The organism is Streptomyces sp. NPDC101152 (assembly GCF_044768275.1).
Lineage (GTDB): Bacteria > Actinomycetota > Actinomycetes > Streptomycetales > Streptomycetaceae > Streptomyces.
In genome coordinates this window covers 134,520-153,612 of sequence record NZ_JBIWPO010000017.1, presented here as the reverse complement: position 1 = coordinate 153,612, position 19,093 = coordinate 134,520, and the positions used below count along the sequence as shown (strand labels likewise).

Annotated in this window: 15 protein-coding genes, 1 tRNA gene and 1 pseudogene; 10 read left to right on the top strand and 7 right to left on the bottom strand. The window is 69.3% G+C overall.

The annotated features are described in order from the left end of the window. Window positions 1-214 precede the first annotated feature (214 nt). The gene (locus ACIRVK_RS23205) at window positions 215-1,111 is read right to left on the bottom strand and encodes a hypothetical protein (RefSeq protein ID WP_404249922.1); all 897 of its coding nucleotides are present in this window, start codon (window positions 1,109-1,111) and stop codon (window positions 215-217) included. 88 nt (window positions 1,112-1,199) lie between these two features. After that, complete coding sequence (locus tag ACIRVK_RS23200; protein ID WP_404249920.1) at window positions 1,200-2,951, bottom strand: beta-galactosidase family protein; 1,752 nt, start codon at window positions 2,949-2,951, stop codon at window positions 1,200-1,202. Between the two features lie 121 nt (window positions 2,952-3,072). On the opposite strand from ACIRVK_RS23200, the gene ACIRVK_RS23195 reads away from it, so the two are divergent. The 9 genes from ACIRVK_RS23195 to pyk all read left to right on the top strand — a co-directional run bounded on the left by ACIRVK_RS23195 (window position 3,073) and on the right by pyk (window position 14,204). Continuing rightward, window positions 3,073-3,963, top strand: a complete 891-nt coding sequence (locus ACIRVK_RS23195) for a helix-turn-helix domain-containing protein (RefSeq protein ID WP_404249918.1) — start codon at window positions 3,073-3,075, stop codon at window positions 3,961-3,963. Between the two features lie 11 nt (window positions 3,964-3,974). Further along, window positions 3,975-4,328, top strand: coding sequence for a chorismate mutase (locus ACIRVK_RS23190; protein ID WP_404249916.1), 354 nt, complete (start codon window positions 3,975-3,977; stop codon window positions 4,326-4,328). A 231-nt stretch (window positions 4,329-4,559) separates the two neighbouring features. Then, complete coding sequence (locus ACIRVK_RS23185; protein ID WP_404249914.1) at window positions 4,560-5,090, top strand: two-component system response regulator; 531 nt, start codon at window positions 4,560-4,562, stop codon at window positions 5,088-5,090. A gap of 69 nt (window positions 5,091-5,159) precedes the next feature. Continuing rightward, window positions 5,160-7,646 carry an aminopeptidase N gene (gene pepN / locus ACIRVK_RS23180; protein ID WP_404249912.1) on the top strand — a complete coding sequence of 829 codons (2,487 nt, stop codon included), beginning with the start codon at window positions 5,160-5,162 and terminating at the stop codon, window positions 7,644-7,646. A 190-nt stretch (window positions 7,647-7,836) separates the two neighbouring features. Beyond that, the gene (locus ACIRVK_RS23175) at window positions 7,837-9,207 is read left to right on the top strand and encodes a pyridoxal phosphate-dependent decarboxylase family protein (protein ID WP_404249910.1); all 1,371 of its coding nucleotides are present in this window, start codon (window positions 7,837-7,839) and stop codon (window positions 9,205-9,207) included. Then, complete coding sequence (locus ACIRVK_RS23170; RefSeq protein ID WP_404249908.1) at window positions 9,204-10,619, top strand: lysine N(6)-hydroxylase/L-ornithine N(5)-oxygenase family protein; 1,416 nt, start codon at window positions 9,204-9,206, stop codon at window positions 10,617-10,619. The genes ACIRVK_RS23175 and ACIRVK_RS23170 overlap by 4 nt, the downstream gene beginning before the upstream one ends. 52 nt (window positions 10,620-10,671) lie before the next feature. After that, window positions 10,672-11,832, top strand: a complete 1,161-nt coding sequence (locus ACIRVK_RS23165) for a GDSL-type esterase/lipase family protein (RefSeq protein ID WP_404249906.1) — start codon at window positions 10,672-10,674, stop codon at window positions 11,830-11,832. A 39-nt stretch (window positions 11,833-11,871) separates the two neighbouring features. Continuing rightward, a complete protein-coding gene (locus ACIRVK_RS23160) occupies window positions 11,872-12,591 on the top strand; it encodes an SIMPL domain-containing protein (protein WP_404249904.1) in 720 nt (239 codons plus the stop codon). 176 nt (window positions 12,592-12,767) lie between these two features. Continuing rightward, window positions 12,768-14,204: a pyruvate kinase gene (gene pyk / locus ACIRVK_RS23155; protein WP_404249902.1), complete on the top strand. Its 1,437-nt coding sequence runs from the start codon at window positions 12,768-12,770 to the stop codon at window positions 14,202-14,204. Between the two features lie 66 nt (window positions 14,205-14,270). Here pyk and ACIRVK_RS23150 read toward each other — a convergent pair. Beyond that, window positions 14,271-14,722 (bottom strand): annotated as a pseudogene (locus tag ACIRVK_RS23150) (helix-turn-helix domain-containing protein); the annotation flags it as partial. An 87-nt stretch (window positions 14,723-14,809) separates the two neighbouring features. Further along, window positions 14,810-14,893, bottom strand: a tRNA-Leu gene (locus ACIRVK_RS23145). A gap of 103 nt (window positions 14,894-14,996) precedes the next feature. Here ACIRVK_RS23145 and ACIRVK_RS23140 point away from each other — a divergent pair. Then, window positions 14,997-15,653 carry an ANTAR domain-containing response regulator gene (locus ACIRVK_RS23140; RefSeq protein WP_404249900.1) on the top strand — a complete coding sequence of 219 codons (657 nt, stop codon included), beginning with the start codon at window positions 14,997-14,999 and terminating at the stop codon, window positions 15,651-15,653. A gap of 82 nt (window positions 15,654-15,735) precedes the next feature. Here ACIRVK_RS23140 and ACIRVK_RS23135 read toward each other — a convergent pair whose 3' ends face one another. From ACIRVK_RS23135 to ACIRVK_RS23125, 3 genes are read right to left on the bottom strand one after another with little or no spacing between them, the layout of a single operon-like run. Then, the gene (locus tag ACIRVK_RS23135) at window positions 15,736-16,452 is read right to left on the bottom strand and encodes an ABC transporter ATP-binding protein (protein ID WP_404249898.1); all 717 of its coding nucleotides are present in this window, start codon (window positions 16,450-16,452) and stop codon (window positions 15,736-15,738) included. Next, window positions 16,449-17,273 carry an ABC transporter ATP-binding protein gene (locus tag ACIRVK_RS23130; RefSeq protein ID WP_404249896.1) on the bottom strand — a complete coding sequence of 275 codons (825 nt, stop codon included), beginning with the start codon at window positions 17,271-17,273 and terminating at the stop codon, window positions 16,449-16,451. The genes ACIRVK_RS23135 and ACIRVK_RS23130 overlap by 4 nt, the downstream gene beginning before the upstream one ends. 6 nt (window positions 17,274-17,279) lie before the next feature. Beyond that, window positions 17,280-19,091: a branched-chain amino acid ABC transporter permease gene (locus tag ACIRVK_RS23125; RefSeq protein WP_404249894.1), complete on the bottom strand. Its 1,812-nt coding sequence runs from the start codon at window positions 19,089-19,091 to the stop codon at window positions 17,280-17,282. Between the last annotated feature and the right edge of the window lie 2 nt (window positions 19,092-19,093).

Here is a 19,093-nt window from a genome sequence, read left to right as displayed (position 1 = left end):
GCTGCGCACCCCCGTCGTCGTCACACGCTCCAACGCCCGACGGTCTTCGGCACTCAAGACAACCGGATACTTCTTCTGCGAGGACACGGCACCCCCTGCCCGGCCGAACGCAAGCATCATACGAAGCCTGCCCGACCCCAACTCCACCAACCAGAAAGACACTTAGTCGCGACAGTCTACTAGACCCCTTGGGCCCCCAAAGTTCCGCGGGCCACTAGGTGTCGCACTCCAGTACGGTCCTGCACAGCCCGCAGCGCGCCCGGACCCGGCCCTTCACCGGCACCCTGATCCGCTGGTGGCAGGTCGGGCAGGGGAACGACACCCTGAGGGGGCCGTGACCGTCCGGGGTGAAGGCGTACGGCGCCCCGGGGTGGGGTGCGGGGGCGCGGGTGTCCTGGGCGTGGCGGCGGTCGCGGGCGTACCGGCGCCGGCCCGCCCAGCCTGCCGCCGTCAGCGGGGGCTGCTGCTCGTCGCGCCGGGCCTTCGCCAGGCCCTCGGCGTAGGCCTCGTAGGCCTGCGGGCTGGTGAACCAGATCGCCGGGTCCTCGCCGAAGACCAGGGCACGTTTGGCCAGGACGTAGCCGAACTCCTCCGGGGTCAGATAGCCCAGCTTCTGCGAGGACACCGAGTCCTGCCGGAACGCGTCCAGCAGGAGCCAGCCCGCGCCCAGGTAGGTCGCCGCCGTGTCCGTGAGGATCTCGTTGTCCCGGGTGCCGGGGAAGGACAGGCCCAGGCGGTGCAGGTAGACGTGCATGACCTCGTGGGCGAGGGCGGCACCGATGTCCCGGCGATGGGTCCGGAACCGGTCGTTCAGCTCCACGAAGTACTCGGGCCCGGCCGTCAGCTCGACGTTCGCGGCGTGGGTCATCTCGCGGAAGCCGACGATCAGGCGGGCGTCCGGCAGCCGGTAGTGCCGCACCAGTTCGCGGGCCACGCGCTGGGCGCCCAGATAGAGGTCGTCGGTGTCGCAGAAGGCCACGTCCGCAGGGGCCACGCTGGTCGAGAACGTCTGCACGGTGTCGTGCGACAACCGTTTCCAGAGCGCGGTGATGGCGGCCCGCACCGTCTCCAGGTGTGGGTAGCCGTGCTCGACCGGTCCGCCGTTCGCCACGCCTGAACCCCCAAGACGCCCAGAACCCGACTCCACTCTACGGGCAGCGGAGCGGATTTTCCCTGGTCGGGTTCCGGGCGTCGGGCACTCAGACGGTGCGCAGGTGGACGCTCTGAGGCGCCGCCTCCTCCAGTTCCAGCAGCCACACCTCGTTCTCTCCCTCGCGCAGGAGCGGCCCGGGCACGTACAGCGAGCGCTGGGGTCCCGCCACCCAGTAGCGGCCCAGGTTGAACCCGTTGACCCAGACGAACCCCCGTGTCCAGCCCGGCACTTCGAGCCGCGCGTCCCCGGCCCCCCGCACCGTCACCGTCCCCCGGTACAGCCCCGGAGCCCCCACGTCCCCGTCGAGTGGCCACAGCGCGAGGTCCCCGATGTCGTCCAAAGCGTCCAGGCGCAGCCCACGCGCGCGTACCCCGTGCAGATACTGCCGCTCGTGCAGCAGGCCCCCGGTGATGCCCTTGGGTTCGCCGCTGCGGGGCCCGTAGTTCACCCGCCCCAGGGACTCCACCCACAGCTCGACGCGCGCGTGCCCGGCGACGGGCTTCGCCAGCTGCTCGTCGCCCTCGGTGAGCACCCCGGCCCGCTCCCCGTCGACGTACACCACCGCGAGGTCCCGCAGCCCGCGCGCCGTCAGCGGGTACGGCGGCCTGGGGCCCGGCACCGTCACCTCGTAGCGCACCACGCCCCGGTCCACGTCCAGCTCCTCGAAGGTGGGCGGCACCGGAGCCGCGACCTCCGCGCCGCCCCGGGACTCCAGCACGGCCTCCAGGGGCGTCCAGCCGGTCAGCCGTACCCCGGCCTCCGCGCCCAGCCGCGCGGGTGCGGGCGGGAGCTCGGGCAGCGGGCCGTCCGCGTACGCGGCGAGCACTTCCCTGAAGCGCCAGAACTTCTCCGTCGGGTTCCCGTACTCGTCGATCGGAGCGTCGTAGTCGTACGACGTCACATCCGCCTCCAGCGGCCCCGTGTGCAGCTCGCCGCCGGGGCGGTTGGCGCCCGCCCAGCCGGCGAAGTTGGTGCCGCCATGCGCCATGTACACGTTGACCGAGGCACCGCACTCCAGGATCTCGCGCAGCGCGGAGGCCGCGTCCTGGGCGTCCCGGGTGATGTGCTCGCCGCCCCAGTGGTCGAACCAGCCGCACCAGAACTCCATGCACATCAACGGCCCCCGCGGCTGGTGCCGGCGCAGCGTCTCGAAGGCCTCACGCGCGTGCGAGCCGAAGTTCACCGTGGCGAGCACCCCGGGGATCGAACCGCCGGACAGCATGTGGTCCTCGGGGCCGTCTGAGGTGACCAGCGGGACGGTGACGCCCAGCGTCCGCAGCAACTCGGCCAGCCGGCCCAGATACTCGGCGTCCGAGCCGTAGCTGCCGTACTCGTTCTCCGCCTGCACCATGATCACCGGGCCGCCCCGCTCGACCTGCCGGTCCACGACCTGCGGCAGCAGCACCCCGAACCAGCGCTCCAGGTGCGCCATGAACCGCTCGTCGCGGGTACGCGCGCGCGTACCCAGCTCACCGGTCAGCCAGTGCGGCAGCCCGCCGTTCTCCCACTCGGCGCAGATGTACGGGCCCGGCCGCACGATCGCCCACAGCCCCGCACGCTTGGCAGCGTCCAGGAACCGGCCGAGGGCCGCCACGTCCTCGTACACCCCCGGCGCCGGCTCATGCAGGTTCCACGGGACGTACGTCTCCACACAGTTCAGGCCCATCGCCCGCAGCAGCCCCAGCCGGTGTTCCCAGTGCTCCTCGTGCACCCGGAAGTAGTGCAACGCGCCGGACAGCAGCCGCACCGGGCGCCCGTCCAGCAGGAAATCGGTTTCCCCCACCCTGAAATCGGTCATGCGAGCAAGCCTCCCCCCTGGCGGTGATCACGTCCATGGACAAAGATCAGCGCTCCTTGGACGAAAAGCGAACACGACGAGAATGAACCGGTCAGGACGGACGCCGGAAGGACACGCGCGGATGTACCACACCTGGATGCGGTTCTTCACCCCCGGCCCCGCCCACCACCGGCTCGGCCTGGTCTGCCTCGGCGTCGGCCTCCAGTACGGCGCCCTGCCGACCGTCGGCCCCCGCACCCTCGACCACCACGTCGCCGTCGTCGTCAGCGCCGGCAGCGGCTGGTTCCTCGGCGCCGACGGCCGCCGCGCCGCCGTCACCGCACCCGCGCTGCTGTGGCTCACCCCCGGCGTGCCCCACCACTACGGGCCCGACCCCGACGGCGGCTGGGACGAGGGCTTCGTCGTCTTCGACGGGCCAGCCGCCACCACCTACACCGAACTCGGCTACATCGAACCGCACCGCCCCGTCGTCCCCCTCTCCGACGCCACCGGCGCCCGAGCCGTGATCGGCCGCATCGCGCGCGCCGCCCGCCGCGGCAACCCCCTCCTGGAGGTGGAGACCGGCGCCGCCGTCCACGAACTCCTCGTCGCCCTGCGCCGCGCCCGCGCCGACCTCGCTCCCGACGGCGACCCCGTCCTCAAGGCCCTCGCCCGCGACGCCTGCCTCCCGCTGACCGTCGCCGACCACGCCGCCCGGCACGGCATGACCCCCGCCGAACTGCGCACCGCCGTACGCCGCGGCGCCGGCTGCAGCCCCAAGGACTACCTCCTCGGCATCCGCCTCGGCCGCGCCAAGGAACTCCTCGCCGCCACCGAACTGCCCGTCGCCGCCGTCGCCCGCCGCGTCGGCTACGACGACCCCGCCTACTTCTCCCGCCTGTTCACCCGCCGCGTCGGCATGGCACCCGTCCGCTTCCGCGCCCAGCAGTTCCGCACCGTCCCCGGCGGCTGGAGCAACCAGGTCCCCGATCCCGACGATCCACCCATGATCGAACGCACCCCCTCCACGTAGGCTTTGCGCCCATGACCACCAGCAACGACGCGGCGGGCGGCCAGGTCGACCCCGCCGTCCGCGAGGAACTCGCCAGGCTGCGCGACAGCATCGACAACATCGACGCAGCCGTCGTCCACATGCTCGCCGAACGCTTCAAGTGCACCCAGCAGGTCGGCCACCTCAAGGCCGCCCACCAACTGCCGCCCGCCGACCCGGCCCGCGAGGCACGCCAGATCGAACGCCTGCGAGGCCTCGCCGAAAGCGCCAAACTCGACCCGGCGTTCGCTGAGAAGTTCCTGAACTTCATCATCGCCGAAGTCATCCGCCACCACGAGCGCATCGCCGACGACGCCGTCAACGGCTCCGCGAGAACCGCCGACTGACCTAGGGCCCTTCTGACGGATCTCCGCGGCGTCGCGACCCCCGGCACGCACGCTCGCCGCTCCTTCCTCCGCGGAGAGCCGTCAAAGGACCCTGGGCGGACGACACCGAGGACACCACCCGCCCTCCCGCGCGCGGCATGCCGCGCCGTGCACTGCTCGTCAGCCGGCGAGCACCCTCCGTCAGCTGTTCGGTCATAAGCTGGTTGTCCCACGCGGGAGGGACGTCGGGCCATGCCGGATGCCAAGATCCTCATCGTCGACGACCACGAGGACACGCTGTACGCGCTGGAGAGCGCCCTGGCCCCGCTGGGCTACCTGCTAGGCCGCGCCACCAGCGGCGACGAGGCACTCAAGCAGGTGCTCCGCGGACAGGTCGGACTCCTCCTGCTCGACGTCCGCATGCCCGGCGTCACCGGCCTCGACGTGGTCCGCTACATGCGCCGCGTGGAACAGACCCAGCACATACCGGTCATCCTGCTCACCGGCTTCGGACTCGACCACGAACTGACCGCGACCGCCTTCGGCCTCGGCGTCGCCGACCTGATCACCAAACCCGTCGACCCCTGGGCGCTGCGCACCAAGGTCCGCTACCTCTACGACGCCCACCGCCGAAGCCTCGCCCTCGAACAGGAGATCCGCGACCTGCGCGCCCTCATCAAAGACCACACCGCCAGCCCCCGCCCCGCCTTACCCCACCTGGACGCCCGCGTTCCACTCCAACGCGACACCGACGACACCACCCCCGCCCAGGACCGCACCTGACTCCGGGGCACCGATCGTGTCCCCATGCGCCCCTGTGCCTCGTCAGCGGCATCGGGCAGCATTACCCGCATGTCCGTACTGACGCGCGACGAAGCGCAGACCCGTGCCAGGCTCCTCGACGTCCACCGCTACACGATCGACCTCGATCTGACCGCAGGGGACGAGCACTTCACCTCCCGTACCGTCATCCGGTTCACGGCCCGCGCGGACGCGGACACCTTCGTCGAGCTCAAACCGGCCGAACTCCTTAGCGCACACCTCGACGGCCACCCCCTCGACCCGGACACCCTCGACGACAACCGCCTGCCCCTCACCGGCCTCACCGCCGGCGAACACGAACTCCACGTCGACGCCCGCATGCGCTACTCCCGCACCGGCGAAGGCATGCACCGCTTCACCGACCCCACCGACGGCGAGACCTACCTCTACACCCAACTCTTCATGGAGGACGTCCAACGCGTCTTCGCCGCCTTCGACCAGCCCGATCTCAAAGCCGTCTTCGACCTCACCGTCACAGCCCCCGAAGGCTCAAGCGTCCTCGCCAACGGCATCACCGAACAACTCCCCGACGGCCGCTGGCAGGCAGCACCCACCCCACCCATCTCCACCTACCTCGTCGCCGTCGCCGCCGGCCCCTGGCACTCCGTACGCACCGAACACCGCGGCCTGCCCTTCGGCATCCACTGCCGCCGCTCCCTCGCCCCCCACCTCGACACCGACGCCGACGAACTGCTCGAGATCACCCGGCAGTGCTACGACCGCTACCACGAGAAGTTCGCCGAGCCCTACCCCTTCGACTCCTACGACCAGGCCTTCGTCCCCGAGTTCAACGCCGGCGCCATGGAGAACCCCGGCCTCGTCACCTTCCGCGACGAGTTCGTCTACCGCTCCGCCGTCACCGACACCGAACGCCAGACCCGCGCCATGGTCATCGCCCACGAAATGGCCCACATGTGGTTCGGCGACCTCGTCACCCTGCGCTGGTGGGACGACATCTGGCTCAACGAGTCCTTCGCCGAGTACATGGGCTACCAGACCCTCACCGAAGCAACCCGCTACACCGACACCTGGACCGACTTCGGCGTCACCCGCAAAGCCTGGGGCTACGACGCCGACCAACGCCCCTCCACCCACCCCGTCGCCCCCGAGAAGGTCGACGACACCGCCTCCGCCCTCCTCAACTTCGACGGCATCTCCTACGCCAAGGGCGCCTCCGCCCTACGCCAACTCGTCACCTGGCTCGGCGAGAAGGACTTCCTGGCCGGCATCAACACCCACTTCGCCCGCCACAAGTTCGCCAACGCCACCCTCGCCGACTTCATCGACTCCCTCGCCTCCGCCACCGAACGCGACGTCCACGCCTGGGCCGACACCTGGCTGCGCACCACCGGCGTCGACACCCTCACCCCCACCGTCACCCCCGGCACCGACCACACCTGCGCCCTCACCGTCGAACACACCGGCAGCCGCCCGCACCGCATCGCCGTCGGCCTCTACGACCAGGACATCACCGACGAAGGACGCCACCTCGTCCTGCGCGAACGCCTCGACCTCGACATCCCGCAGAGCGAACCCCACCCCCTCGGCAAACGCCCCGCCCTGCTCCTCCTCAACGACGGCGACCTCACCTACGCCAAAATCCGCTTCGACCCCGAATCCTTCGACACCGTCACCGCGAACCTCTCCGGCCTGCCCGAACCACTCACCCGCGCCGTCGTCTGGAACGCCCTGCGCGACAGCGTCCGCGACGGCGAACTCCCCCCCACCGCCTACCTCGACGCCGCCCGCACCCACCTCCCCCACGAAACCGACCTCGCCCTCGTCCAAGGCGTCCTCGCCTTCGCCGCCACCCACATCACCAACCGCTACCTCACCCCCGAACAACGCCCCGCCGCCCTCGCCACCCTCACCTCCCTGTGCCGCGACCTCATCCGCCGCACCGAGGACGGCGACAACCCCGGCCTGCGCCTGATCGCCGTTCGCCACTTCATCGACGTCGCCGCCCAGCCCGACACCATCGCCGCCTGGCTCGCCGACACCACCGTCCCCGGCGGACCCGAACTCGACCCCGAACTGCGCTGGCGCGTCCTCGCCCGCCTCGCCGTCCTCGGCGCGACCGACGACGACGCCATCACCGCCGAACTGGACCGCGACCCCTCCGCCACCGGCCAGGAAGGCGCCGCCCGCTGCCGCGCGGCCCTGCCCGAACCCGAGGCCAAAGCCCGGGCCTGGGCGTCGATGTTCGAACGCGACGACCTCTCCAACTACCTCTTCACCGCCACCGCCCAAGGCTTCTGGCAACCCGAACAGGCCGACCTGACACGGCCCTACGTGCCCCGCTACTACGACGACGCCGTCACCGTCGCCGCCCGCCGCGGCCCCGCCATCGCCGACGCCGCCGGCCGTTGGGCCTTCCCCACCCACGCCGTCGACGAGGAAACCCTCCACCTCGGCGAAACCTGCCTCGCCGAAGCCGACCCCACCCCCTCCCTGCGCCGCAAACTGGTCGACCAACTCGACGACCTGCGACGGGCCCTGCGCGTCAGGAACGGCTAGGATCCGTCAGAAGGACCCCAGGACCGACCCTCCGGGCGGCGGCCCCCGTCAGGCCGCCACCCGACGCCACCCCTCGATCGTGTCTTTCCAGGACACCCTTTCGGGTACCTCTCGTTGAACCTTTCGGGCACGCGCACCCCACCACGCACAAGCTGGAACCCAACTCAGCGCGCGTGCCCGGGAGGAACCCATGAGCACACCGAGCCTCGCCTCCGGCCCCGAAGGCCCGCACGCCCTGCGCCCCCTGCTCGACACCGTGCTCCACGCACTCACCGACGGCACCCGGGCACGCCCAGGCCCCCTGCCCGCCGGCGGACCCGACGCCGTCACCGCACACATCAAGGCCGCCCTCGGCGACGTCCTGCCCCCACAAGGCGACCCCGACGCCCTGCGCACCCTCGTCCACGCCCTCGCCGCAGGCTCCGCCGACCCCGCCCACCCCCTGTGCGCCGCCCACCTCCACTGCCCGCCCCTCGCCGTCGCCACCGCCGCCGACCTCGCCGCCAGCGCCCTCAACCCCTTCCTCGACTCCTGGGACCAGGCCCCCGCCGCCTCCGCCCTCGAAGCACTCGTCACCCGCGCCCTCGCCCAGGAAACAGGCGCCACCGACGCTCTGATCACCACCGGCGGCACCGAATCCAACCAACTCGCCCTGCTCCTCGCCCGCGAGAAACACGGCCCCGCCCTCCGGCTCCTCGTCGCGGCCAACGCCCACCACTCCCTGCCCCGCGCCGCCTGGCTCCTCGGCCTGCCCGAACCCGTCACCCTCCCCGCCCCCACCGGCACCCTCGACCCCGCCGCACTCCAAGAAGCCCTCACCACCCTCCCCGGCCCCCACCTCGTCGCCGCCACCGCCGGCACCACCGACGCCGGCCTCATCGACCCCCTCCCCGACATCGCCCGCCTGTGCACAGCCCATAACGCCCGCCTCCACATCGACGCGGCCTACGGCGGCGCCCTCCTGTTCAGCGACCGCCACCGCCACCGCCTCATCGGGCTCGAGAACGCCCACACCATCACCCTCGACCTGCACAAACTCGGCTGGCAACCCGTCGCCGCCGGCCTCCTCACCGTCCACGACCCCGACGACCTCATCGCCCTCAAACAGCAGGCCGACTACCTCAACGCCGACGACGACACCGACGCCGGCCTCCCCGACCTCCTCGGCCGCTCCCTGCGCACCAGCCGCCGACCCGACGTCCTCAAAATCGCCGTCACCCTCAAAACCCTCGGACGCCACGGCCTCGGCACCCTCGTCGACCAGGTCTGCGCCCACGCCCACCACCTCGCCGACCTCATAGCCGATCACCCCCGCTTCGAGCTCTACGACCACCCCACCATCAGCACCGTCCTGTTCCGCCCCGCCCACGCCACCGACGCCACCGTCGCCGCCCTACGCCGGGAACTCCTCCACCACGGTCGCGCCGTCCTCGGCCGCGCCCACACAGCCGACCGCCTCTGGCTCAAGGCGACCCTCCTCAACCCCCACATCCGCCCAGCCGACCTCACCGCCCTCCTCCAAGCGGTCGACGAACTCGTGGAAGGAAACACCCCCCGATGAGCACCACCCCCCACCACGAGGCCCACGCACCCCGCGACCTCGTGGGCATCGGCATCGGCCCCTTCAACCTCTCCCTCGCCGCCCTCGCCCACCCCCTCACCGAACTCGACACCGCCTTCTACGAACAACGCCCCCGCTTCGACTGGCACCCCGGCCTCCTCATCGACGGCGCCCGCATCCAAGTCCCCTACCTCGCCGACCTCGTCACCCTCGCCGACCCCACCAGCCCCTGGACCTACCTCAACTACCTCAAAGCCCACGACCGGCTCTTCCCCTTCTACTTCGCCGAGCGCTTCCACATCCAACGCGCCGAGTACGACAACTACTGCCGCTGGGTCACCGACCACCTCCCCGGCCTCCACTTCCGCCACCAGGTCGACGCCGTCCGCTGGAACCCCGAACGCGACGTCTTCGAAGTCGACTACACACAACTCGACGCCGACGGAGAAGCAGAGGCACTCGGGCGGACCTACACACGCAACGTCGTCCTCGGCGTCGGCAGCGAACCCTACGTCCCCGACCCCCTCAAACCCCTCGTCGAAACACCCACCGTCCCCGTCATCCACGCCGCCGACTACCTCACCCACCGCGACACCCTCGTCACCGCCCCCCACGTCACCGTCATCGGCTCCGGCCAGTCCGGCGCCGAAGTCTTCCTCGACCTGCTGCGCGCCCGCCCCGTCGGCCACGAAGGACTCCACTGGCTCGGCCGCACCGAGGCCTTCGCACCCATGGAGTACTCCAAACTCGGCCTCGAACACTTCACCCCCGACTACACCCGCTACTTCCGCGCCCTGCCCGAAAACGTCCGCGACCGCCTGGCCACCACCCAATGGCAACTCCACAAAGGCATCGACGCCGACACCATCGCCGCCATCCACGACGAGCTCTACCGCCGCACCCTCCACGGCGGCTGGCCCGACACCGTCCTCACCCCCGGCGTCCGCGTCCGCACCGCCGGCCGCATCGCCACCACCAAGATCGAACTCCACCTAGAACACACCCAGCAGAACACCCGCTCCCGCCTCACCACCGACGCCGTCGTCCTCGCCACCGGCTACCACGACCGCCCCCTCGACCGCCTCCTCGCCGGCCTCGACCCCTACCTGCGCCGCGACAGCCGCGACCGCCCCCGCGTCGACAACCACTTCCGCCTCGTCCTCGACCCCACCGTCACCGGCGCCCTCCACGTCCAGAACGCCGAACGCCACACCCACGGCGTCGGCACCCCCGACCTCGGCCTCGCCGCCTGGCGCAGCGCCACCATCCTCAACTCCCTCACCGGCAAAGAGCCCTACCCCCTACCAGCCCGCACCGCCTTCACCACCTTCGGACTCGAACACCACCAACCCCACATGCCACAACCCCGGCAAGCCACCCAAACCCTCACCCACCTCATCGAGGGAAGGTAAACAAACCGCCCAGGAAGGAAGACACACGGCGGCGGCGCTGTTGGCTCCGCACATGACCACCACATGGATCGCAGCCCACCGCACCGCCGTCATCAACCCGCACGAAACCTTCCACCTCTTCGAACCCCGCGGCTTCGACAACCAGACCATCAGGCAGTCCCTACGCCTCGCGGGAGGAGGTGAAGCGCTACGCGTACGGCTCAGCAACCGCTACGGCAAAGAGCCCCTGCACATCGGCGGCGCCCACCTCGCCGCCCGCACCCGAGGCAGCGGCATCGACCCCACCAGCGACACCCCCCTGCACTTCTCCGGCGCCCACACCGTCGACATCCCCGTCGGCGAGGAGACCGTCAGCGACCCCGTCGAACTGCCCGTCAGCGCCGGCGAGGAGCTGACCATCAGCCTCCACCTGCCCGGCGACACCGGCCTGAGCACCTACAGCGCCGTCCCCTATGACACCGGGTACGCCGTCCCCGGCGACCAGCTCTCCACCGAAGTACTCACCGACGCCGAGGAACTGCCCCTCGGCCACTACCTCACCGGCGTCGACGTCCTCGCCCCCGCAACCACCCGCATCGCCGTCGCCTTCGGCGACTCCTGGATCGAGGGCGCCTTCACCACCCCCGGCACCGACAACAGCTTCCCCTCCCAACTCAGCCGCCGCCTCACCCACGGCTGGATCGTCAACCAAGGCATCTCCGGCAACCGCCTGCTGACCGACGAGATCGGCGACCACCTGCTCTCCCGCATCGACCACGACGTCCTCGCCGTCCCCGGCGTCAGCCACGTCCTCATCCACATCGGCCTCAACGACCTCGGCCTCCCCGGCACCATCGCCTACCCCGACCCCGCCGAAGGCCCCACCGCCGCCGAATTCACCGCCGGCCTCACCACCCTCGCCGACCGACTCCACGCAACTGGACTCACCGTCATCGGCTCCACCATCGGCCCCTACCGAGGAACCGTCCACAACGGCTACGACACCGACACCGGACAAGCCGTACGCCACGACATCAACGCCTGGCTGCTCAGCGACGACCACCCCTTCGACGCCGTCATCGACATCGCCGCCGCCGTCGCCGACCCGGACCAACCCGACCGGATCCGCGCCGAGTTCAACGGCGGCGACGGCCTCCACCACAACGACGCCGGCGCCAAGGCCATCGCCGACGCCATCGACCTCACCCTCTTCGACCTTGAGAACACGCCCTGACCAAGACCTGTCCAGCCAAGAAGTGACAGAGTGGGGCGCATGACCACCCCTTCCCCCGACGCGCCCCACCCCGCCGTCCCCTACGGCACCCCCGACGCACCCCGCATCGCCGTCCGCGGCGAAGCCCGCCTCGAAGTCGACCCCGAAATCGCCCGCATCGGCATCACCGTCGCCTCCCGCGGCCGCGACCGCCGCGCCGCCCTCGACGACCTCACCCGACGCAACACCACCGCCCTCGACCTCGTCAAAACCTACGGCGACGCCGTCGAACACCTCGAAACCGGCGCCTTCTCCATCAGCCCCGAACTCAAGGACAAAGGCCGCGGCGAACGCATCCACGCCTACCACGGGCGCGTCCACATCACCGCCGAACTCACCGACTTCACCGCCCTCGGCGAACTCACCACCCGCCTCGCCGACCTCGAACTCACCCGCGTCGACGGCCCCTGGTGGGCCCTGCGCCCCGACTCACCCGCCCACCGACAAGCCAGACAACAGGCCGTGAGGGAAGCCGTACAACGGGCGCGCGAGTACGCCGAGGCACTGGGCACCACCCTCGCCGCCCTCGTCGAACTCGCCGACATCGGAGCCGAGGGCGTCCCATCGCCGTACCCCGCGGCGCCCGGTGGCCGCATGCGCTCCATGGCCTACGGAGCACCCGCCGAAGACACCGCCCCAGCACTCGACCTCGAACCCCAACGACAGCACGTCCACGCCACCGTCAACGCACGCTTCACCATGGCACCACCCCAGCTCTGACGATCAGCGCAGGGTGTCACGGAAGCAAATCCGCCGACCACATCCGGGCCGCTCGAATGCTCATCAGAGCGGCCCCGTGCACAATTCAATACTTGTCAACAACCCTTCACCCAGAGGTTGTTGAGTAGTCACGCACACCCAATTCGCTACCCGCCGGTAAGGCCTAGGCTCAAACCATGCGCCGAGCAAAGATCGTCTGTACCCTGGGCCCCGCCACCGACTCGTACGACCAGATCAAAGCCCTGGTCGACGCCGGAATGGACGTCGCCCGCTTCAACCTCAGCCACGGCACCCACGCCGAACACGAGGAGCGCTACCACCGCGTCCGCAAAGCCGCCGACGAAAGCGGCCGCAGCGTCGGACTCCTCGCCGACCTTCAAGGACCGAAGATCCGCCTCGGCCACTTCACCGAAGGCCCCGTACTCCTTGAACGCGGCGACACCTTCACCATCACCGTCGAAGAAGGCGCCCAAGGCGACGGCCACACCTGCGGCACCACCTACCCCGGCCTCGCCACCGACGTCACCCCCGGCGAACGCATCCTCGTCGACGACGGCAAAGTCTGCCTGGAAGTCACCGACGTCGACGGCCCCCGAGTCCACACCACCGTTCTCGAAGGCGGCATGGTCTCCGACCACAAAGGACTCAACCTGCCCGGCGTCGCCGTCTCCGCCCCCGCCCTCTCCGGCAAAGACGAAACCGACCTGCGCTGGGCGCTGCGCACCGGCTTCGACGTCATCGCCCTCTCCTTCGTCCGCACCGGCCGCGACATCGACGACGTCCACCGCATCATGGACGAAGAAGGCCGCCGCCTCCCCGTCATCGCCAAAGTCGAGAAACCCCAGGCCGTCGCCGCCATCGACGACATCGTCGCCGCCTTCGACGGCATCATGGTCGCGCGCGGCGACCTCGGCGTGGAAATGCCCCTGGAAGACGTCCCCATCGTTCAGAAACGCGCCATCAAACTCGCCAAACGCAACGCCAAACCGGTGATCGTGGCGACCCAGATGCTCGACTCCATGGTCGAGAACTCCCGCCCGACGCGAGCGGAGGCCTCCGACGTCGCCAACGCCGTCATCGACGGCACGGACGCGGTGATGCTCTCCGGCGAGACCAGCGTCGGCAAGTACCCCATCGAGACCGTCACCACCATGGCGAAGATCGTCGAAGCGGCGGAGGAAGACATCCTCGCCAAGGGCCTGCCGGCCCTGACCGACAGCAACAAGCCCCGCACACAGGGCGGCGCGGTGGCCCGAGCGGCAGCCGAAATGGGCGACTTCCTCGGCGCCAAGTTCCTCGTCGCCTTCACCCAGTCCGGCGACACCGCCCGCCGCCTGTCCCGCTACCGCTCACCGATCCCCCTGCTGGCCTTCACACCGGAGCCGGCGACGCGCTCGCAGCTGAGCCTGACGTGGGGCGCGGAGACGTTCCTGGGGCCGCACGTCGACTCCACGGACGCGATGGTCGAACAGGTCGATGAGCTGCTGTTGAAGTACGGCCGCTGCCAGAAGGGCGACGTGGTCGTCATCACGGCCGGCTCGCCGCCCGGGGTTTCGGGCTCCACGAACATGGTGCGCGTGCACCACATCGGGGAGGACGACAGCCCGAAGTAGGGGGGCGGGGTGGTTAGTGCTTGGGGCCGACGTGGGCGTCCATGAGGGCTACGGAGGCCTTGCGGTGCCGGGACCGTGCTGGGGAAACACGCAGGTCAGATGCTTGGAGTAGACCTTGATGTTCTGGCAACCGGTGCGCTGTAGTCGATGCACACCGTTTTCTGGGAAGACTGCGCGCATCGCGGCCTCGGTCTCGAAGGCGGCGCCTGGCAGGCATCGGCACAGGTGATCATCAGGCTCGGCACGCGATGGCGCGGATAGTGGCTGACGTGCCCGTCTCCGAGATATTGGCCCAGCAGGTAGGAGTACGCGGGCAGGTCGAGAGGGCGTCCGTCGCATCGGGGACATGCCGGATTGTGGGCGCCGGGACACTCCCCCCGCTTGGCGCGATCCAGGTGCTTCCAATAGCCGATTGTGCCGACCGGAATGTTGAGTGCCCTGGCCACGTCTGCGTTCTTGTTGCCGTCCCTGAGGAGCGTGACCGCGCGCTGTCGAACCTCAGTAGTGTGAAAGCTCATACGGACACTGTGAGTAACTCATCGTTGCTGTGAGCAGCAAAAAGCGGAAGATCACGCGAACATGACCTTCCGCTTCCTGGTTTGCTGTGCCCGGTGTGGGATTCGAACCCACATGCCCGAAGGCACGGTGGTTTGAGCACCGCGAGTCTGACCAGATTCCTCCAACCGGGCAGGCCGTGGAACTGTTGGGAAGTGTACCGGGTCACCACGAGATGCCGCAGCTAGGTAGGCTCTGGGGGAGCAGCACTTGCCCGGCCCGCAACAAGGAGCCCCCGTGACCGCCCCCGAGTCGCCCCAGCCCGTAGACGCGCCCGACGACGACAAGTCGCACGTGCCTCCGCTGACGACCCGTGTCGTCATCGCCGAGGACGAGGCCCTGATCCGGCTCGACCTCAAAGAGATGCTGGAGGAGGAGGGCTACAGCGTCGTCGGTGAGGCCGGCGACGGTGAGCAGGCCGTCGAGCTGGCCCGTGAGCACCAGCCGGACCTGGTGATCCTGGACGTGAAGATGCCGAAGCTGGACGGCATCTCGGCCGCGGAGAAGATCGCGGAGGAGCGGATCGCCCCGGTGTTGATGCTGACGGCGTTCTCGCAGCGCGATCTGGTGGAGCGGGCTCGGGATGCCGGGGCGATGGCGTACCTGGTGAAGCCGTTCAGCAAGAGTGATGTCGTGCCGGCGATCGAGATGGCTGTTTCGCGGTTCACGGAGTTGAAGGAGCTGGAGAAGGAGGTCGCGGACCTGACTCTCCGGCTGGAGACGCGGAAGCTTGTCGATCGGGCGAAGTCGATTCTGCAGACGGAGTACGGGTTGACGGAGCCGGCGGCGTTCCGGTGGATTCAGAAGACGTCGATGGATCGGCGGATGTCGATGCAGCAGGTGGCGGAGGCGGTCATCCTGGACGCGGATGAGAAGAAGGCGTCCAAGGGCTGATTCCCGCATCGCAGCTGCGACGAGGCCCGCGTCCCTGAGTGTTCAGGGGCGCGGGCCTCGTCGTTTTGGTTCGGTGAGGTTGTCAGTCCTCGCCGAGGTAGGCCTTGCGTACCGACTCGTCGTGGAGGAGGTCCTGTCCGGTGCCGGAGAGGACGATGTTGCCGATTTCCATGACGTGTCCCTGGTCGGCGAGGGAGAGGGCTGCCTGGGCGTTCTGTTCGACGAGGAGGATCGTCGTGCCTTGGGCTTTCAGTTCGACGATGGTCGCCATGATTTTCTGCATCATGATCGGGGAGAGCCCCATGGAGGGTTCGTCGAGCATGAGGAGTTTGGGCTGGGACATGAGGGCGCGGCCCATGGCGAGCATTTGTTGTTCGCCGCCGGAGAGGGTGCCGGCGGCTTGTTTGCGGCGTTCTCCGAGGATGGGGAAGAGGTCGTAGGCGCGCTGAATGTCTTTTTCGATGCCTTCTTTGTCTTTGCGGAGGAAGGCGCCGAGTTGGAGGTTTTCTTCGATGGTGAGGCGGGGGAAGATGTGTCGGCCTTCGGGGGAGTGGGCGAGTCCGAGGGCGACGATTTTGTGGGCGGGGACGCCGGTGAGGGGTTTGCCGTCGAAGGTGATTTTTCCGGCGCTGGGTTTGAGGAGGCCGGAGAGGGTGCGCAGGGTGGTGGTTTTGCCGGCGCCGTTGGTGCCGATGAGGGTGACGACCTGGCCTGCTTCGACGGTGAAGGAGATGCCTTTGACGGCTTCGATTTTGCCGTAGGCGACGTGGAGGTCCTCGACTTCCAGGAGGGCGGTCACTGGGCGTCTCCCTTGGTGCTGGTGGTGCTGGGTGCGTCGCCGGCTCCTGGGTCGCCTTCGAAGGGTTCGCCGAGGTAGGCGGCGATGACGCGCTCGTCGGCCTGGACGACGTCGGAGGTGCCTTCGACGAGTTTCTCGCCTTGGACGAGGACGGCGACGCGGTCGCAGAGGTTGAAGATGAAGCGCATGTCGTGCTCGATGACGAGGACGGCGATGCCTTGGTCGCGGATGGCGAAGACGAGTTCTTCGGTGGCGCGTGTTTCTTGGGGGTTCATGCCGGCGGTGGGCTCGTCGAGGAGGAGGAGGCCTGGTTCGCTGGCGAGTGCTCGTGCGATTTCGAGTTTGCGTTGTTCGCCGTAGGGGAGGTTGCGGGCGAGGTGGTCGCGTTTGTGGGCGAGGCCGATGAACTCGAGGAGTTCCATGGCGCGTGTTTCGCTGGCTTTTTCGGCTTTTTTGAAGCCGGGGCCGCGGAGGAGGGCGGACCAGAGGCCTTCTTTTGTGCGGGTGTGGCGGCCGACGAGGACGTTTTCGAGGACCGTCATGTTGGCGAAGAGCCGGATGTTCTGGAAGGTGCGGGCCATTCCGGCTTTGGTGACGAGGTGGGGTTTGGGGGGGAGGACGTTTCCTTTGTAGGAGACGGTGCCTTCGGTGGGGACGTAGAGGCCGGTGAGGCAGTTGAAGAAGGTTGTTTTGCCGGCGCCGTTGGGTCCGATGAGGCCGACGATTTCGCCGCTGTTGACGGTGAAGTCGACGGAGCGGACTGCGGTGAGGCCGCCGAAGCGCATGGTGACGTCGCGGGCTTCGAGTACAGGTGTCGTCATGGTTCTTTACGCCCCTGCTTTGGTCGCGGCCGGTTCGTCGGTCAGCGTCGTGGTTTCTGGTACGTCGAGTTGGCCGGTCTCGTGGAATTCGAGTTGGCGGCGGCGGTTGGCGATGATGCCCTCGGGGCGGAAGCGCATGAGGAGGATGAGCGCGATGCCGAACGCGAGGAGTGACTTGTCCTGGAGGAAGACGAGCTTCTCCGGGAGCAGGTAGAGGAGGGCGGCGCCGAGGATGGGTCCGGAGACGGTGCCCATGCCGCCGAGGACGACGGCGGCCAGCAGGAAGGCGGAGTTGGGCGGGGCGGCGCCAGCGAACTGGTACGGGTTCGGCACGACGTTGTAGGTGACGTGGGCGCTGACGGTGCCGGCGAGGCCGGCGAGGGAGGCGCCGAGGGCGAAGGCGACGAGTTTGACGCGGAAGCCGTTGATGCCCATGGCGGTGGCGGCGGTTTCGTCTTCGCGGATGGCGATCCAGGAGCGGCCGATGCGGGAGTCGGCGGCGCGTCGGTAGATGGTGACGACGATGGCCATGACGAGGACCATCAGGAGGTAGTAGTTGGCGAAGCGGCCGATGGTGAAGCTGCCGAGGTTGTGGGGTTGGCCGAAGTTGAAGCCGAAGAGCTTGAGGTCGGGGATGGAGGGGATGCCGTTGGGGCCGTTGGTGATGTCGGGGCCGGAGACGCCGTCCATGTTGTTGACGGCGAGGCGGAAGATTTCTCCGAAGCCGAGGGTGACGATGGCGAGGTAGTCGCCGCGTAGCCGCAGGGTGGGGGCGCCGATGAGGACGCCGAAGATGAGGGAGGCGGCGGCGCCGGCGAGGGCGGCGGCCCAGAAGGGGAACTGGACGCCGGAGAAGCGGCTGAATTCGGAGCCGGAGACGAGGGCGGCGGTGTAGGCGCCGACGCCGAGGAAGGCGACGTAGCCGAGGTCGAGGAGGCCGGCGAGGCCGACGACGATGTTGAGGCCGAGGGCGACGGTTCCGAAGATGAGGATGTTGACGCCGATGTTGGCGTAGTGGTCGTCGGTCTGGGTGAGGGGGAAGGCGATGGCGGCGACGAAACCCATGGCGAGGCTGAAGCTGCGGTTCGCGGCGACGAGGCTGGAGAACCGGTCGAGGAGGCCGGCGGTGTGCAGGGCCCAGGCGCCGAAGACGACGACGATGAGGAAGCCGATGAAGATTTCGCCGTACTGGGTGTCGATGCCGTAGGCGAAGATGCCGAGTCCGAGGGCGGCGACGATGGTGATGATCAGTCGCTGGATCCAGGGGGAGAGGGGTTGTGGCGCGGGGATCGCGTCGGGTTTGGCGATGTAGGCCTTGAGGGTTTCCTTGGTGGTTTCGCCGGGTTGCTGGGGGAGGGCGAAGGCGCCGATCACCGGGATGAGGGAGGCGATGACGGCGATGTAGGTGCCGGGTTCCCAGTTGGCGAGGCCGCCGAGTTTGGCGGCGATCTCGATGGCGGTGAACCAGGTGACGCCGAAGCCGCCGAGGGCGGTGAGGACGAGGGGTGCGTTGTTGCGGGCGGGCAGGAGCCAGCCGAGGCCGCGTACGCCGTAGGAGGCGAGGGCGAAGAGGGCGGTGAGGAGGCCGGCGACGAAGGTGAGCCATTGGAGGCCGCCGGGGTATCCGTAGACGGTGAGGTCGCCGGGGAAGTCGCTGGTCCAGGTCCAGGCGAGGAAGGCGGAGGCCGCGGTGGCGATGCCGCCGACGAGCAGGAGTGCGTGGGCGGTGGCGGGGGGGAGGGGGACGAGGCCGCGGGCCGCGGGTGTGGGGGTGGCGTCGGCGGGCGGGGTGGCGGGGGTCTTGGTCGTCTCGGTCATGT

Excerpts from the sequence above, each read along its gene's own strand:
- ACIRVK_RS23200 (WP_404249920.1), bottom strand. The coding sequence starts at position 2,951 with ATGACCGATTTCAGGGTGGGGGAAACCGATTTCCTGCTGGACGGGCGC.
- ACIRVK_RS23195 (WP_404249918.1), top strand. The coding sequence starts at position 3,073 with ATGTACCACACCTGGATGCGGTTCTTCACCCCCGGCCCCGCCCACCAC.
- ACIRVK_RS23190 (WP_404249916.1), top strand. The coding sequence starts at position 3,975 with ATGACCACCAGCAACGACGCGGCGGGCGGCCAGGTCGACCCCGCCGTC.
- ACIRVK_RS23185 (WP_404249914.1), top strand. The coding sequence starts at position 4,560 with ATGCCGGATGCCAAGATCCTCATCGTCGACGACCACGAGGACACGCTG.
- pepN (WP_404249912.1), top strand. The coding sequence starts at position 5,160 with ATGTCCGTACTGACGCGCGACGAAGCGCAGACCCGTGCCAGGCTCCTC.
- ACIRVK_RS23175 (WP_404249910.1), top strand. The coding sequence starts at position 7,837 with ATGAGCACACCGAGCCTCGCCTCCGGCCCCGAAGGCCCGCACGCCCTG.
- ACIRVK_RS23170 (WP_404249908.1), top strand. The coding sequence starts at position 9,204 with ATGAGCACCACCCCCCACCACGAGGCCCACGCACCCCGCGACCTCGTG.
- ACIRVK_RS23165 (WP_404249906.1), top strand. The coding sequence starts at position 10,672 with ATGACCACCACATGGATCGCAGCCCACCGCACCGCCGTCATCAACCCG.
- ACIRVK_RS23160 (WP_404249904.1), top strand. The coding sequence starts at position 11,872 with ATGACCACCCCTTCCCCCGACGCGCCCCACCCCGCCGTCCCCTACGGC.
- pyk (WP_404249902.1), top strand. The coding sequence starts at position 12,768 with ATGCGCCGAGCAAAGATCGTCTGTACCCTGGGCCCCGCCACCGACTCG.
- ACIRVK_RS23130 (WP_404249896.1), bottom strand. The coding sequence starts at position 17,273 with ATGACGACACCTGTACTCGAAGCCCGCGACGTCACCATGCGCTTCGGC.
- ACIRVK_RS23125 (WP_404249894.1), bottom strand. The coding sequence starts at position 19,091 with ATGACCGAGACGACCAAGACCCCCGCCACCCCGCCCGCCGACGCCACC.